We start from the raw sequence: 16087 nt of genomic DNA on the forward strand, positions 1-16087 counted from the left end.
TTATTTCAATCACTTAACCAACGCAACGACGCCAGCGCCTGGAGCGCCTTTCACCGATGCGCGACTGAAGAGCCATTCGCGCGCATCCACCGCCCCAGATCGCCGACGCTGCAGGAGAACGTTCATGGATTTGCGCAAGCTGAAAACGCTGATCGACCTGGTGGCCGAATCGGGCATTTCGGAGCTCGAAGTGACCGAAGGCGAAGGCAAGGTCCGCATCGTCAAGTCGGCGCCGCAAGTGATGGCCCCGATGCAATATGCGCCGATGCCGATGCAGGCTGCACCGGCTATGGGCGCACCCGCCGCAGCAGCTCAGGCTGCCGTCGGCGCTGAGGCTGCTGCCCCGGCCCTGCCCGCCGGCCACATCGTGACGTCACCGATGGTCGGCACGTTCTACCGCTCGCCGTCGCCGGGCGCAGCCGAGTTCGTCAAGGTGGGCGACACCGTCAAGGAAGGGCAGACCATCTGCATCATCGAAGCGATGAAGCTGCTCAACGAGATCGAAGCCGACAAGGCCGGCGTCATCAAGGAGATCCTGATCGAGAACGGCCAGGCGGTGGAATACGGCCAACCGCTGTTCGTGATCGGCTGATCTTCCGGCATCTGACCCTCTTCGTGCGGCGCGCAGCGCGCCGCATCCGAGCGCGAGCCGGCGTACAAGGGCTGCCACTGAGCGCGGCCCGGCCACAGCGCCCTCGCCTCTCCTTTTTGTAGCGAGAACACGATGTTCGACAAGATCCTGATCGCGAATCGCGGCGAGATCGCTCTTCGCATCCAGCGCGCCTGCCGCGAACTCGGCATCAAGACCGTGGTGGTCTATTCCGAGGCGGACAAGGAAGCCAAATACGTCAAGCTGGCCGACGAAGCCGTGTGTATCGGCCCGGCACCGTCGCCCCTGTCGTACCTGAATATGCCGGCCATCATCTCGGCCGCCGAGGTGACCGACGCCCAGGCCATCCACCCCGGTTACGGCTTCCTGTCGGAAAACGCCGACTTTGCCGAGCGTGTAGAGCAATCCGGCTTCACCTTCATCGGCCCGACGCCCGAATCGATTCGCCTGATGGGCGACAAGGTTTCAGCCAAGCAGGCGATGATCAAGTCAGGCGTGCCGTGCGTGCCGGGCTCGGAAGGCGCCCTGCCGGAAGACCCGAAGGAAATTCTGGCAACGGCCAAGAAGGTCGGCTATCCGGTGATCATCAAGGCAGCTGGCGGCGGCGGTGGCCGTGGCATGCGCGTGGTGCACACCGAGGCTGCGCTGATCAACGCCGTCAACATGACGCGCGAAGAAGCCGGCCGCGCCTTCGGCAATCCGGAAGTCTATATGGAGAAGTTCCTGGAGCATCCGCGTCACGTGGAGATCCAGATCCTGGCCGACCAGCACCGCAATGCCGTCTGGCTGGGCGAGCGCGATTGCTCCATGCAGCGCCGCCACCAGAAGGTGATTGAGGAAGCGCCGGCACCGCACATTCCGCGCCGCCTGATCGAACGCATTGGTGACCGCTGCGCCGAGGCCTGCAAGAAGATCGGCTACCGTGGCGCCGGCACGTTCGAGTTCCTGTACGAGAACGGCGAGTTCTACTTCATCGAAATGAACACGCGCGTACAGGTCGAACATCCGGTCACGGAAATGATCACGGGCGTCGACATCGTGCAGGAGCAGATCCGCGTGGCGGCCGGCGAAAAGCTGCGCTTCCGCCAGAAGGACATCGTGCTCAAGGGCCACGCGATCGAGTGCCGCATCAACGCGGAAGATCCGTTCAAGTTCACGCCCTCGCCTGGCCGCATCACGTCGTGGCACGTGCCGGGTGGTCCGGGCGTCCGCGTGGACTCGCACGCCTACAACGGCTACTTCGTGCCGCCCAACTACGACTCGATGATCGGCAAGGTCATTACGTACGGCGCCACGCGCGAGCAGGCCATCGCCCGCATGCGCATCGCCCTGTCGGAAATGGTGGTGGAAGGGATCCAGACCAACGTGCCGCTGCACCGCGACCTGATGCTCGACGCCAACTTCGTTGAAGGCGGCACCGACATCCACTACCTGGAGCACCGTCTGGCGCAACAGGAAGTGGCCAAGGGTGGCGGCAAGTGACGTACCGCGAATGCGTGCTCGAAGTGGCGCGTGACGACGCCGAAGCGTTGTCCGAAGCTCTGTTTGATCTTGGCGCGCTGTCGGTCTCGGTGGAAGATGCCGATGCCGACACGCCCGAAGAGCAACCGCTCTTTGGCGAGCCCGGCCACGAACCAACACGCCTGGCGTGGAACCGCTCGCGCGTGGTTGCCCTGCTCGCCGAGGATGCCGATCCGGCATTGTTGGTGGCAGCCGCAGCCAACGAGATCAACCTGTCGCCGCTGCCTGCGTACACCGTGCGCGAAGTCGAAGAGCAGGACTGGGTGCGCGTCACGCAATCGCAGTTCGAGCCCATCCATATTGGTGAGCACATCTGGGTCGTGCCGTCCTGGCACGACGCGCCAGAACCCGACGCCGTGGTGCTGGAACTGGACCCAGGCCTGGCGTTCGGCACCGGCAGCCACCCGACCACGCGCCTGTGCATGGAATGGCTGGAGCAGCACGTGCAACCCGGTGAACGCACGCTGGACTACGGCTGCGGCTCGGGCATCCTGGCCATCGTCGCCAAGAAGCTGGGCGCCGGCGAAACCATTGGTGTCGACATCGATCCCAACGCGGTGGAGGCTTCGCGCTACAACGCCGAACGCAACCACGTCGAAGCCACCTTCGCCCTGCCCGACGATGCGCCGGAAGGCACGTTCGATCTGGTCGTCGCCAACATCCTGTCGAACCCGCTCAAGCTGATGGCAGCCATGCTCTGCGCGCGCGTGCGCCCGGGCGGCCGGCTGATTCTGTCGGGCGTGCTTGAGCGCCAGGCCGAAGAAGTCGCCGCTGCGTACGCCTCCACCATTCCGCTTACCGTGTGGCGTGCACGTGACGGCTGGGTCTGCCTGCATGGTGTGAAGCCGACATAATTTCATCGCATTGCGCGCCAGTGCCCCCTGCAAAGGTCGACGCTGGCGCCTCTGTCTGCAATACTCGCGCGGTCGGCTTTTTTCTCCTCGTCCCGCATGGCAACTGCGCCACAAGCTGCGCCACGTTTGGCCGCCCGCTGCCCCAACTGTCAAACCGCATTCCGCGTTGTTGCCGATCAGCTTCGGCTGCGCGGCGGGCTGGTCCGTTGCGGCCGCTGCAATCACGTCTTCGATGGCCGCGATCACCTGATCGAGCTTGGCGCCCCGCCCGCGCCTGCAGCGCGGACCGCCGAAGCACCGCAGCCACAGCAATCACCGGAACACGCTACTCGCATTGCGCCGCTCGCAACGCCCGCCGCCCCTGAACCGGAAACGCCCGCGGCACCGCCTGCCGCAGACGACGACCACGGCTTCGGCATGACGCTGATCTGGGAAGAAGACGTTCCCGAAGAAGGCGTCGCAGAAGTGCATCTGGGGGAAGTTGAAGGCGCAACACCCGCGCCCGACGTGCAATCGACCGCACCCGACACGCGTCCGCTGCCGGACGAAGCGCCAATCGAGCGCGCTGCCGAGCCTGCCGCCGAACCCGCGCAGCAGGCACCTCAACCGGAACCGCCCGCGGCGGCCGCCACGCCCGCCGATCCGTTCCACGGCCTGCCTCCCATCCGCGACCTTGACGACGAGGAAGACGCGTTCGCGGCCGCCATACCCAAGCAGCCGTCGGCCGACTTGCCGGTTGAGCTTGCCGTCTCGCCCACAGCGGTTCCGGTAGCGACAGCGTCCGCGTCGGGAGCCATCGCATCACCAAAGCCCGAGGCGGAAAAGCACGATTCGGTCTGGATGCGCCACGAAACCGATCCGCACACGCTTTTTGCGCCGGTGCCGCGCCGCCATGGTCACGCACGTCGCACGCAAGCCGAGGCCGCCAGCCCGACGCCACAGCGCACGCTGACCGGCGCCCCGCGTCCGCGCAAGGTGCGGGGGCCGAACCACGGTGTCTCTGCCGCGACGCTGGATTTCTTGCGCGCCGCGCAAGCCCGCGACCAAACACGCAAAACGACGGGACGCCGCGCACTGGCGCGCGTTGCGATCGGCGTGCTGGCGGTGACGGCCGTGCTGCAACTGCTCTTCCTGGCCCGCGCCGAGATCGCGCGCCGCGTGCCCTCCACACGGCCGATGTTGGAGGCGATGTGCCAGCCGTTGCATTGCACGATTGCGCCACCGCGTGATCTCGATGCATTGCAGATCGAATCGTCACAACTGCAGCGGCAAGAAGGCGAAGCGTCCGACCAGTACGTGCTGACGGCGACATTGCGCAACCGCGCCGGCGGCCCCATCGCCCTGCCGGCCATCGAGTTGGTCACGACCGACTTGCAAGACCAGCTGCTGTCGCGCCGCGCACTGTTGCCTACCGACTACCTGAACCCGACCGACAGTGCATACGGCAAGTCAGGGCTGCCCGCCCGCGCCGAACTACCGATTCGGGTACGATTCCAGTCACAGCGCCCGACGGCCAATTACCGGGTCCTGATTTTTTACCCCTGAATTTTCACCCCTGGCGTAGAGCCGCTAACAAGACCCTCCTGGCCGGGCATGCCGACGCAGACAGTGCAAGCGGTACGGCAAGGAGGCGACGCCAGGCGGGTTCTGTTAGCGGCTCTTCCCCCAACACGTATCAAAGGAAGGAGTAACACCATGGCAAACGTGACCCTTGGCGGCAACCCGATCGAAGTCGGCGGCCAATTCCCGACCGCAGGCTCGAAGGCCCCGGCATTCACGCTGGTCGGCGCAGACCTGAAAGACGTGTCGCTCGCTGACTTTGCCGGCAAGCGCAAGGTCCTGAACATCGTGCCGAGCCTGGACACCCCGGTGTGCGCCACCTCCACGCGCAAGTTCAACGAAGCCGCTGCCAAGCTGGACAACACGGTCGTGCTGTCCATCTCTGCCGACCTGCCGTTCGCAGCCGGCCGCTTCTGCACCACCGAGGGCATCGCGAATGTGAAGCCGCTGTCGACCTTCCGCGACAAGGGTTTCAAGCAAGCCTACGGCGTCGACATCACGTCGGGCCCGCTGGCTGGCGTGACCGCCCGCGCCGTGGTCGTGCTCGACGCCGACGACACCGTCCTGTACTCGCAACTCGTGCCCGAGATCAAGGACGAGCCGAACTACGACGCGGCCCTGGCTGCGCTGAAGTAAGCTGAACTGATTGCATCGAGACCAGCTTCCGGTCTCTCGTTCATCACACGGCCGTCCACTGGGCGGCCGTGTCATATCTGGAGTGCTTCAATATGGCCAGCGTGATCTGCGGCTCGATTGCCTACGACACCATCATGACGTTCGACGGACACTTCCGCGAACACATCCTGCCCGACAAGATCCACATCCTGAACGTTTCCTTCCTGGTGCCGACCATGCGCCGGGAGTTCGGTGGCTGCGCAGGCAACATCGCCTTCACGCTGAAGATGCTCGGCGGCGAGCCCATCATCATGGGCACGGTCGGCCAGGATGCCGGCCCGTATCTGGACTACCTGAAGAAGCTCGGTATCTCGACAGCGCATGTCACGGAGGTTCCGGACACGTTCACCGCGCAGGCGATGATCACGACTGACCGCGACAACAACCAGATCACCGCGTTCCACCCCGGCGCGATGAGCCATTCCAGCATCAATTCGGTCAAGAATGCACTGCCGGCAAGGCTCGGCCTGGTGGGCCCCGACAGCCGCGAAGGCATGCTGCACCACGCCACCCAATTTGCTGAATCCGGCGTGCCTTTTATCTTCGATTTGGGCCAGGCAATGCCGCTGTTTGACGGCGCCGACCTCCGCCACTTCGTTGAACTCGCCAGCTACGTGGTGGTCAATGACTACGAAGCGCAGGTCATGCTGTCACGCACGGGCTACAGTGCGGCAGAACTTGCGCAGCGCGTCGAGGCGTACATCGTCACGCGCGGGGAAGAAGGGGCGGAGATTTACGCCGACGGCAAGCAGTACACTATTCCGGCCGTGCCGGCCGAACGTGTGGTCGACCCGACCGGTTGCGGCGACGCGTTCCGCGGCGGCCTGCTCTACGGCATCGAGAACGGCCTGGACTGGGACACCACCGGTCGACTCGCCAGCCTGATGGGCTCGCTCAAGATCGCTTGCCAGGGCCCGCAGAATCATGGCCTGCCCGTCGACGAGATTGCCCGGCGCTTCGAATCCGCTTTCGGGTACCGGTATCAATAAGGAATAGACATGAAACCCATCTATCGCATCGGCGCCGCGACTCTGCTGGTCGCCGTCCTTGGCCTGCAAGGCTGCGCCATGGGCACCAATTCCAACAGCGCCTACTCCTCTGGTCAGGCGCAGCGCGAGCAGACCGTGCGCTTCGGTACGGTAGATTCCGTGCGCAATGTCGTGATCGACCGTGAGCAGACCGGCGTTGGCACGATTGCCGGCGGCGCGATTGGCGGCATCGGTTCGGCTGCGGCCATCGGGCGCGGCAACGGCTCGGTTGCGGCGGGTGTGCTCGGTGCGATTCTCGGCGGCGTCGCAGGCAGCGCGCTCGAAGGTCAGATGAACAAGCGGCCGGGCCTGGAAATCACCGTCAAGCTCGACAACGGTGAGTACCGCGCCATCACGCAAGACGCGGACGAGGCGTTCCGCCCTGGCGAGCGCGTGCGCCTGCTGTCATCGGGCGGCGTGACGCGCGTCACGCATTGATCGAGAACGCTCGGCCGATAGACCGAGGGGTTCATCGGAAACACCGCATCGGCTTCGTGCCGGTGCGGTTTTTTTATGCCCGAGAGAAACGTATGTGCGACGCTTGCGCCAAGAAAAAGCCCGCCGGGCGTGAGCCGATCGGCGGGCGGTGCAAGACACCAAGGTCTTGCGGACCGGATACGCAGTATCCGATCAGGTGGGCGCGACGTGCGCGCCGCTGTGGCCCCGGAGGATCACCGTCGTAAGAATGACTTACGGACGGTTGCCGGTCGGGAACGGCCATGCCGCAGCCGGGTTCAGCGCGGTCTTGGCAGCGGGTGCAGCAGGTGCAGCGGCCGGAGCAGCAGCGGGCTTGGCGACAGCCTTCTTGGCCGGAGCCTTCTTCGCAGCAGGCTTGGCAGCAGCCTTCTTGGCGGCCGGGGCCTTCTTCGCGGCAGCCTTCTTGGCGGCCGGCTTGGCAGCAGCCTTCTTCGCAGCCGGAGCCTTCTTGGCTGCAACCTTCTTCACTGCAGCTTTCTTGGCCGGGGCCTTCTTGGCTGCAACCTTCTTCACTGCAGCCTTCTTCGCAGCCGGGGCCTTCTTGGCTGCAACCTTCTTCACTGCAGCTTTCTTGGCCGGGGCCTTCTTGGCTGCAACCTTCTTCACTGCAGCTTTCTTGGCCGGAGCCTTCTTGGCAGCGACCTTCTTAGCTGCGACCTTCTTGGCCGGAGCCTTCTTAGCGGCCGGAGCAGCCTTCTTTGCAGCAGCCTTCTTGGCGGCCGGAGCCTTCTTTGCAGCGGCCTTCTTGGCCGGGGCCTTGGCGGCCGGTTTCTTCTTAGCAGCAGTTGCCATGGGAAACTCCTTCAAGATTGGGTATCGAACTATCGAGATTGAGCAACCCGACCGGCCCGATCCCACGATGCATTGGCACCGCCAGACCAACCGAGCGAGCGATTCATCGGCGCGCCACCAGACAGCAGTCGCACGCTAATGAATTCGGTAGGAAGATCTGCGACTTGCGCGGCGGACACACGCAGCAAGTTGCACGCCCCGGTCGCGCGCACGAGCGCAACCGTAGTCGGCCAGACAGGACACATCCGGCGAGTCTTCATCAATTGAGAGGACCGGGGCATCGTGGCCACACCGGTCGAAATTTGATCTTGCGCGAATCGCTGCGTGGACCACAAAGCCGCTTGCAGCGTGACTTTGCGGACAGCGAAAAACTGGAGAGCGCGCGTTTTCTTTTGGGGGTAGTACGCCCATCCCGACGGGGGGATCGCAGAGACGGCACCGAGTTCAAACAGCCCTGTCGGCGTGGCGTGCATCAAAGTGGTTACGCTCCTCGACTACCTTTCACTTGCCGCTTGGAACTTCATCGTCGTTGATCGCGCGAAGGTTCCTTGCATCGAAGTCAACGTCTTGTCAAGGCGAATCATAATTCGTTTGTGCGGTGATGTTAAGAGATTTATGCAAAAAGCGCGGTGAGTTTTGGTGAAGGATTGCGCTGCGTCTGTGCGTCGCTGCGATTCGCATCGCGCATGCGTGCAGATCGCTCTCGCGAACGCGCATTTTCTTGCGTCGTGACACCACGTTACGGCGTTGCTCCACGTTGACACATGCATCCCGCAAACCCAGTGATCATGCCGGTTTACAGCAACACGCGATGTCGTGTGGATGTACATCGTGAACACGTGCATGCACCTCGCGCGCGTTCGGTATCGTCGCGTGCGTCGACGTGCGCGCTGCGCGATGCGTGTCGAAAAAACCGATGCGTAGATGCGACAACGCACGCGAATTTTTCGCGCTCGACACGTCGATACGCATGCAATCGAAGCGATCGACGCGCGCTTATCGACGTGTTGAGCGTGTCGACAACGCCGCTGACACGCATCTCGACCACCGTCGATGCGCGCTGCGCGAAGTCGATGCGATTGCGATGGTCACCAGCGTGCATGCAGGTGCCGCAAATCGCGTGCCGCGCATCCGATGGGCGAGGTGGCGACGATATGGCCAACGCATCGATGCATGCGTGAGCGCGAATCGCATCGACGCGTCCGATACAGATATCGATGCGTGCGACACCGGCGCCCAGGCGTGATGATGGCGAACTGCGGGCGAGCACGACCGCGCAACCGCGACATGCGCTGTGTGAAAACCGATCGCCGATCGCGGGAAAACCCTGCTCAGCAACCGCTGAAAAGTTCACGCAACAGCGTTTGAAACGACGCTGTTTTACGACGATAGAAGGATTGTTCTACGGCAATCCGCAGGCCATTTTTGCTGCGATCTTATCGCCCGAAGAATGGCTTGCAGTCAAGTTTCATTCTGAATTGAGTTCCTAAATTGCTGCAACTGCATATTTGGGTGTCAGGTTGCCGCTGATTGTCACGCCATTCGGTTTCACTTCACGATCCGCTCACCACATCAGCACGGCATCGATCGCGCGATATGGCACGGGCCTGCGCGTGGCACGTGAGAAGACAGGGAGGTCGTCGCCAACCCCACACGCCTGGCGACGACAAACCCGATGAGCAAAGAGCGCAAGACAGAAGGGGTCCAACACAAGCGTTCTGTTTTGAGTCGTGGAGGCACAAGATGCGCGATCGAGCGTTCTTGTCAAAATCGAATCCGCCGAAGCGCGGAGTGGTCCTGCAGTGCGTGCTGGCGACGGCATCGCTCGCCATGTTGGCCGGTTGCGCGAATTCGGGCAGCGGCGACATGGGTACGTCGCTTGGCGGCGGCAGCGATTCGCAGTCCAAGCCGGCGATCGCGGCATCGACGTCGCCGACGTGGTCGAACGGCAACAGCAGCAATGCAACGGGTAGCACCGGATCGACCGGCAGCACGCCCATCGCGACGCTGACCGGCCCGGTCGAGCAGGTGACGACCACCACCATCACCGCCATCGTGCCGCTCACGAGCACGCTGACTTCCACCACGCAAACGCTGGGTGCGGCCACCGGCCTTGGTGCGCCGGTGAGCAACGTGTTGTCGACGTTGGGCAGTGCGCTCGGCAGCGAGGGCAGCACGATCAAGACGGCCGGCAAGGGCGATGCGCTGGTGTCGACGCTGGGCAATACGGTCAGCGCGCTTGGCTCGCTCACCAGCGGGTTGTCGACGATGGTCGCACCGGCGGCGCCGTCTGCATCGGGCGGTGCATCGGGCGGTGCGTTGGGTGGTGCGTTGCCCGGTGCGCTCGGCGGTGCGCTGGCGCCCGTTACGACGGCAGTCGGTTCGCTGACAGCGGGGTTGCCAGGCATCAGTGCGCTTGGCTCGGTTGGCACAGCCGGCGGTGGCGGCACGGCCGCGACGGGTCCGCTGGGCGGATTGGGCAGCGTCGGCACAACGGTGGGCGGATTGGTTGGCGGTGTGCTGTCGGGTGTGACATCCGGCGCGCATCACTGATCACTGCTCTGTAAAACTTTCTTTGCATTCGACGGCAAACGCAGGCGGATGCTACCCGCTGGACGCCAGATGCGCGTTCTTCTGACCCGGCGGTGACACGCGGTACGGGCCGCGCTTACAAGGAGACTCACCATGAAAATTCAGAACCCGCTCCACACTTCTTCTTCCACTTCGTTGTCCGCCGCTTCGGCGTCGCGCACGCTGCTGGCAGCGGCTGCAGTGGCCGTGCTGACGCTGGCCGGTTGTGCTTCGGGCGGCAACCCGAACGGCGATACGACGCCGTCATCGTCGGCCAACAACAATCCGGGCGCGGTGCCGGTCGGCAACGTTGCCAGCGGCGGCGGCAACGTCGTCACGCAGACGGGCAAGACCGTCAGCGACCTTGGCACGACGATCGGCACGGCGTCGGTACCCGTTATCGGCGGCACGGCGGCGCAGAAGGATCTGGGAGCGACGGTCACCTCCGCCGGCAACACGGTCCAGACGTTGGGCGCCGGTATCAGCAACGGGCTGGGCAAGATCGGCTCGACGCCCGACCCGGTCGGTACCACGGTGCAGAGTTCGGGTGATGTGATCCGCTCCGCCGGCGTGACGGTCGGCAACGCGGGGCAGACCGTCTCGGATCTGGGTGCCGCCGGCAGCCCGCTGGCGCCGCTGAATCCGGTGACGTCGCCGGTGGGCAGCGGTGTGTCTGCGCTGGGTCAGGTGATGCAGGGTGCCGGCGGGCTCGTCACGATTGGCACGTCGAGCGGCCCGGTGCAGCAGATCACGCAGCAGACCAGCAACGCGATCGTGCCGTTGTCGTCGCAGGTCGCGCAGGGCACGCAGGCGGTCGGCAGCACGACGATGCTCGGCGGGCCGCTGGCCGGTGCGCTAAACACGGTTGGCGGTGGCCTTCAGAGCGCTGGCGCGCAAGTCGGCGCGGCCGGCGGCAACCCGCTCACGCGTGACGTGGGCGGTGTGGTCGGCGCCGCTGGCGGCACGGTGGCCAGCGCCGGCGGATTGATCAACGGCGGCAGCGGCGGCTCGGCGAATCCGTTGGCACCGATCACGGGCGCGCTCGGTGGCGGCCTCGGCGGCGGCAGCAATCCGCTGGCTCCGGTAACGAGCGCACTGACCGGCGCTGCCGGCAGCGGCAACCCGCTCGCCCCAATCACGAATGCGCTGGGTGGCGTCACGAACGCCGCCGGCGGCTCCGGCAGCAATCCGCTGTCACCCCTGACCGGTGCGTTGAGCGCGCATTGATCCCTGCGCCGACATCATCGATCAGCCCTCACCGATTTTTTTGACTGACAACAAGGAGACTCCACGATGCAACATACCCCCTACGCTCTCGCGCGCCTGGCTGGCGCACTGGCCCTCGCTCTGGCAGCCGGCAGCGCCTTCGCGCAAGCCAGCCCCGCCGGCACCTGGAAGACCATCGACGACAACACGGGCAAACAGAAAGGCGAAGTGACGATCGTCGATAACGGCGGCACGTTCACGGGCAAGGTCAGCAAGATCCTGGTGCCCGGCGACGAGAACAAGACCTGCACCAAGTGCACGGACGACCGCAAGGACCAGCCGATCAAGGGCCTGACGATCCTGACGGGTCTGAAGCCGAACGGCAACAACAACTGGGATGGCGGCCAGATCCTGGACCCGGAAAACGGCAAGGTCTACAGCGCCAAGATGTCGCTGTCGGAAGACGGTCAGAAACTGAATGTGCGCGGCTTCCTGGGCATCAGCCTGCTGGGCCGTACGCAGACCTGGATTCGCGAGCAATGATCGCCCGCCGATAACGACACCTCCCAACGCGCGGCGGTGCCCCCTCCTTGCGGGTGGGGCGCCGTCTCTTCAGGCGCCGGTGCAAGCCGGCGCCTTCTTTTTGCGGAAATCCGCACACTGCGCGCACGCCATCTCCACTAAAGAAGGCCACTCCATCGCCGTTACACCGATGCGGAGTCGTCAAACAATAAGTGGAGAAAACACGACATGCGACAGTGGACACTCAAAGCAAAGCTGCGCCTCGCGCTGGCCCTGATGTGGCTGGGGCTGATCGGCGTCGGGATCTGGAGCGCGATGGAGACCCGCGCGACCATGCTCGACGAACGCAAGGCCGGCCTGCAGAACCTCGTAGATGCCGCCGAGGGCATCGCCAAGCTGTATCACGGCCGCGCGCAATCGGGCGCCATGACCGAAGCTGATGCCAAGAAAGCCGCGCTGTCGACGCTCGCCTCGATGCGCTTCGGCACCACGGGCTATCTGTTCGTGGTCGATTCACAGTTCATCCTGCTGATGCACCCGACGCTGGCGGACATGGTCGGCAAGAGCACCGCGGGCTTCAAGGACCCGACCGGCAAACCGGTCTATCCGACCATCGTCAACGCCGCCAAAGACAAGGGCTTCGGCTTTGCCGAATACCAGGGTCGCCTGCCCGGCAGCGAGACCGCATTGCCGAAGATCGGCTACGTGAAGCACTTTGCGCCATGGGACTGGAATCTCTCCAGCGCGGTCTTTCTGCAGGAAGTGGATGCGGCGTATCGCCATTCACTCGTCGCGAACCTGATCGTCATTCTGCTGGTGGGCGGCGCGGTGTCGCTGGCCATGTCGCTCATCATCCGCAACGTGCAGCGCGGACTGGGCGGCGAGCCGGGCTACGCCACGGAGGTCGCACGGCGCATTGCCGGCGGTGATCTGGCCGTGCAGGTCCAAACCCGCTCCGGCGACCGCGACAGCATGCTGGTCGCCATGGCGCAGATGCAGCAGCAACTGACCGGCACCATCGGCCATATCAAGACATCGGCGGACTCGATCGCGAGTGCCACCAAGCAGATCGCCGCCGGCAACGCCGATCTGTCGCAACGCACGGAAGAGCAGGCTTCGTCGCTGGAAGAAACCGCGTCGAGCATGGAAGAGCTGACGAGCATCGTGCGTCAGAACGCCGACAACGCGCGCCAGGCCAGCACGCTGGCCGTCAACGCGTCGGACATCGCAGTCAAGGGCGGCGAGGTGGTCGGCCGCGTGATCGACACCATGGCCGGCATCAACGAAAGCAGCAAGAAGATCGCGGACATCATCGGCGTGATTGAAGGCATTGCCTTTCAGACGAACATCCTGGCGCTGAACGCGGCGGTCGAGGCCGCGCGCGCCGGCGAACAGGGCCGCGGCTTTGCCGTTGTGGCCGGCGAGGTGCGCAACCTGGCGCAGCGCTCGGCCGGGGCGGCCAAGGAGATCAAGGAACTCATCGGCGATTCGGTCGGCCGCGTGGAAAACGGCACCACGTTGGTGGCCGAAGCGGGCAACGTGATTGACGAGGTGGTGGTCGCGGTCAAACGCGTGACGGACATCATGGGCGAGATCAGCTCGGCCTCCGAAGAACAAAGCGCCGGCATCGAGCAGGTCAACCAGGCCGTGACCCAGATGGACGAGGTGACGCAGCAGAACGCCGCACTGGTCGAGCAAGCGGCCGCCGCTGCGCTGTCGCTGGAAGAACAGGCGCAGGTGCTGCGCGACGCGGTGGCGTCGTTCCGCACCGCCTGATCGCCGAGATTTCATGCGCTATTCCCCAACGATGGGAGGGGCGCCGCGCCGTTCTCTGGTGTGTCGCATGGTGCTATGCTGCGCGCCAGAGAGTTGACAAAACAAAGTTGGAATAGCCATGCCCGAGCGCAACCGGCCGCCATTGAGGGGCCTTTTTGGCGCGATTGCCGGGTCGACCACCAGCGCCTATGCCGCAGCAGGAGACACTGCCGGCGACGCCCATGAGCCGATGTCCGGCGGCCGCCCCAGTGCGGTGCGCGATGTCGCCGCACAAGATCTGGCCAGCGACATCGCGCTGTGGCGCTTTGCGCTGGCCGCAGAGCACGGTGGCCGAGCGCCCCACCCCGACGCCACCTTGCGCGACGATCTGTCCGTCCTGCGCATCCTGCGCCACGCTGATGGCCTGCGCCTGCTCAGGCAAGGATTGCGCAGTGCGTTCCCGGGTTCGGCCCTGCGCCTGACCACCTTCTGGCCCGAAGAACAGCCGCACGCGTACCCGGCTCGCACGGAAGCCCGCCCAGCGGAATTCGGCGATCTGCTCGTGCTGCTGCGCCTGCGCGGCGCGGTGCCCACGCTCGATTGCCGCGCGCTGTTTCTCACCAGCCGCCGCATCGACCAGCCCGACGATGCGCTCGACAAGCACCATGCGCTGCCGCAGATCAACCTGTACGAAGGCTGGCCCGACTTCAACGTCTATGCGCGTTCGCCGATCAAGTCGCGCAACGCAACCTTCCTGGGCAAGTTCGACCTGTCGGCTGAGCTGGACCCGCTGCGCCGCGTTGGCCGCGACCAGCGACAGTGGCGCTACCTGACACCCTGCACGGGCCTGCAGCAGTACGCGCAATGGCCCGGCGCCCGACCGGCCTCGCCGCTGCAATGGCGCTGGCCTTCCGGCCCGCACGCCAGCGGCGCACAGGCCAGCTCCGGATCGTTCACCGGCCTGCTGCGCCAGCTCGCCCGCCCGGAAGGTCCCGGCGAGGACTGCTCCGCCGGCACCGACGTGCCGACGTGGGGCCGCCTCATCAACAAACTGCTCGACCACAGCTGGGAAGTCGCCCCGAGCCACGCGCTCAAGAGCGGCAATATCAGCTCGCTGGCGTTCTGGACGCGGCTGCGCGGCTTCCTGACAGCGGAATACCTGCTCGGCTCGCACTCGTTGCAGAAGGGCTTTGGCGCGTCGTTGCAGTTCGAGATGGCCAACGGCCTGCAGGACATCGCCCGCGACGACTGGACGGCCACCACCGGCTTCGACCCCGAAGACCTCGACGTGCCTGGCGTGCGCGGCACGCTGCAGCGCATCGCGGCGTCCAGACTGGCCGTCTTCGGCATGAGCGCCGAAGACCCGGCACCGCTCGCCGCCCCGCGCCCGCAGCGCGGCGTGACCCCGCGCCCCGATGGCGAACGCGAAGGCCTGCGCGTGTTGCTGATCGACGTGATCCGCCCCAGCGCAGCCGCCCTGTAAGCCCGCCAATTCGATAAAAAGCGACGCCCGCGCCGCCGAGAACGCAACGATTTCTCGATGGCGCGCGGCTATGCTGTGGCGTTCCCCTGCCGCGCCTCCTGCCGCGCCTGCGCTGTTGCCCATGTCTTCCGCTGCTCCCGCCTCCGCCGCTTCCACCACGATCACCTCACCCTGGATGCCCATCCTTGCGCTGATGGGCTCGATGGCCTCCGTGTGCCTCGGTAACTCGTTTGCCAAGACGCTGTTTCCGGTGCTGGGTGCCGCGGGCACGGTCACGTATCGCGTGACCATTGGCGCGGTGATCCTGCTGGCGTTCTGGCGGCCGTGGCGCCTGCACCTGAGCCGCGCGGATGCCGGCCGCATCGCGCTGTACGGCGTCACGCTGGCGAGCATGAACCTGCTGTTCTACCTGTCGCTGCAGCGGTTGCCGATCGGCATCGCGATCGCCATCGAGTTCACGGGGCCGTTGGTGCTGGCCGTGCTGCTGTCGCGCCGCGCGCTGGATTTCGTGTGGATCGGGCTGGCGGTGGTTGGCTTGCTCATGCTGACGGTGGCCGACAGGTCGGTCGGTCAGGTCGACCACCTGGGCGCGGCGTATGCGCTGGCCGCCGGTGTGTGCTGGGCGCTCTACATCCTGACCGGCAAGAACCTCGGCGGTCTGCATGCGGGCCAGGCCACGTCGATCGGCATGCTGGTCGGTGCGCTGTTTGCGATCCCGTTTGGGGTGGCGCAGGCAGGGTCGGCGCTGCTCGCTCCATCGCTCATTCTGGCGGGACTGGGCATCGGGCTGCTGTCGAGCGCGATCCCGTATTCGTTGGAGATGGTGGCGCTCAAGCATCTGCCGGGCAAGACGTTTTCCGTGCTGCTGAGCCTGGAGCCCGCCATTGGCGCGCTGGCGGGGGCAATCGTGCTGCACGAGCAACTGACCGGGCGCCAGTGGGTGGCGATCCTGGCCATCATCGCTGCGTCGGCAGGATGTGCACTGACGGTGCGGGCGCCCAAGCCTTCTCCGGATCCTGCCGGCGTCGCCTGA

The 16087-nt window shown here is 65.2% G+C and carries 15 protein-coding genes; 14 read left to right on the forward strand and 1 reads right to left on the reverse strand.

What is annotated here, in order from left to right; genetic code table 11:
• Positions 1-124 precede the first annotated feature (124 nt).
• From accB to ACUXH0_RS18180, 7 genes are all read left to right on the forward strand, one after another.
• Positions 125-592, forward strand: a complete 468-nt coding sequence (gene accB, locus ACUXH0_RS18150; protein WP_004632950.1) for an acetyl-CoA carboxylase biotin carboxyl carrier protein — start codon at positions 125-127, stop codon at positions 590-592.
• Positions 593-724: 132 nt separating this feature from the next.
• Entirely contained in the window at positions 725-2092 is a 1368-nt protein-coding gene (gene accC / locus ACUXH0_RS18155) for an acetyl-CoA carboxylase biotin carboxylase subunit (RefSeq protein WP_004632953.1), read from the forward strand.
• On the forward strand, positions 2089-2985 hold the full coding sequence (gene prmA / locus ACUXH0_RS18160) for a 50S ribosomal protein L11 methyltransferase (protein ID WP_182594457.1): 897 nt from the start codon (positions 2089-2091) through the stop codon (positions 2983-2985). Before accC ends, prmA begins: the two co-directional genes overlap by 4 nt.
• A gap of 96 nt (positions 2986-3081) precedes the next feature.
• Positions 3082-4530 carry a DUF3426 domain-containing protein gene (locus tag ACUXH0_RS18165; RefSeq protein ID WP_182594458.1) on the forward strand — a complete coding sequence of 483 codons (1449 nt, stop codon included), beginning with the start codon at positions 3082-3084 and terminating at the stop codon, positions 4528-4530.
• Between the two features lie 150 nt (positions 4531-4680).
• Complete coding sequence (tpx, locus tag ACUXH0_RS18170; protein ID WP_004632960.1) at positions 4681-5181, forward strand: thiol peroxidase; 501 nt, start codon at positions 4681-4683, stop codon at positions 5179-5181.
• A gap of 92 nt (positions 5182-5273) precedes the next feature.
• Positions 5274-6209 (forward strand): carbohydrate kinase family protein, encoded by a 936-nt coding sequence (locus tag ACUXH0_RS18175; RefSeq protein WP_012436436.1) that lies wholly within the window; start codon positions 5274-5276, stop codon positions 6207-6209.
• A 9-nt stretch (positions 6210-6218) separates the two neighbouring features.
• The gene (locus ACUXH0_RS18180; protein ID WP_012436437.1) at positions 6219-6686 is read left to right on the forward strand and encodes an outer membrane lipoprotein; all 468 of its coding nucleotides are present in this window, start codon (positions 6219-6221) and stop codon (positions 6684-6686) included.
• Between the two features lie 252 nt (positions 6687-6938).
• Here ACUXH0_RS18180 and ACUXH0_RS18185 read toward each other — a convergent pair whose 3' ends face one another.
• On the reverse strand, positions 6939-7517 hold the full coding sequence (locus ACUXH0_RS18185; protein ID WP_476196435.1) for a histone H1-like DNA-binding protein: 579 nt from the start codon (positions 7515-7517) through the stop codon (positions 6939-6941).
• A 970-nt stretch (positions 7518-8487) separates the two neighbouring features.
• On the opposite strand from ACUXH0_RS18185, the gene ACUXH0_RS18190 reads away from it, so the two are divergent.
• The 7 genes from ACUXH0_RS18190 to ACUXH0_RS18220 all read left to right on the forward strand — a co-directional run bounded on the left by ACUXH0_RS18190 (position 8488) and on the right by ACUXH0_RS18220 (position 16087).
• Positions 8488-8763 carry a hypothetical protein gene (locus ACUXH0_RS18190; protein WP_137910748.1) on the forward strand — a complete coding sequence of 92 codons (276 nt, stop codon included), beginning with the start codon at positions 8488-8490 and terminating at the stop codon, positions 8761-8763.
• Between the two features lie 497 nt (positions 8764-9260).
• A complete protein-coding gene (locus ACUXH0_RS18195) occupies positions 9261-10070 on the forward strand; it encodes a collagen-like triple helix repeat-containing protein (protein WP_012436439.1) in 810 nt (269 codons plus the stop codon).
• A gap of 132 nt (positions 10071-10202) precedes the next feature.
• Positions 10203-11315, forward strand: coding sequence for a collagen-like triple helix repeat-containing protein (locus ACUXH0_RS18200; protein ID WP_012436440.1), 1113 nt, complete (start codon positions 10203-10205; stop codon positions 11313-11315).
• A gap of 66 nt (positions 11316-11381) precedes the next feature.
• Positions 11382-11837: a DUF2147 domain-containing protein gene (locus ACUXH0_RS18205; RefSeq protein ID WP_012436441.1), complete on the forward strand. Its 456-nt coding sequence runs from the start codon at positions 11382-11384 to the stop codon at positions 11835-11837.
• A gap of 207 nt (positions 11838-12044) precedes the next feature.
• The gene (locus ACUXH0_RS18210; RefSeq protein ID WP_182594459.1) at positions 12045-13592 is read left to right on the forward strand and encodes a methyl-accepting chemotaxis protein; all 1548 of its coding nucleotides are present in this window, start codon (positions 12045-12047) and stop codon (positions 13590-13592) included.
• A gap of 118 nt (positions 13593-13710) precedes the next feature.
• The gene (locus tag ACUXH0_RS18215) at positions 13711-15054 is read left to right on the forward strand and encodes a peroxidase (RefSeq protein ID WP_182594460.1); all 1344 of its coding nucleotides are present in this window, start codon (positions 13711-13713) and stop codon (positions 15052-15054) included.
• A 121-nt stretch (positions 15055-15175) separates the two neighbouring features.
• Positions 15176-16087: an EamA family transporter gene (locus ACUXH0_RS18220; protein WP_004632979.1), complete on the forward strand. Its 912-nt coding sequence runs from the start codon at positions 15176-15178 to the stop codon at positions 16085-16087.

The sequence above is a fragment of the Ralstonia sp. 110700041-2 genome (genome assembly GCF_056280165.1).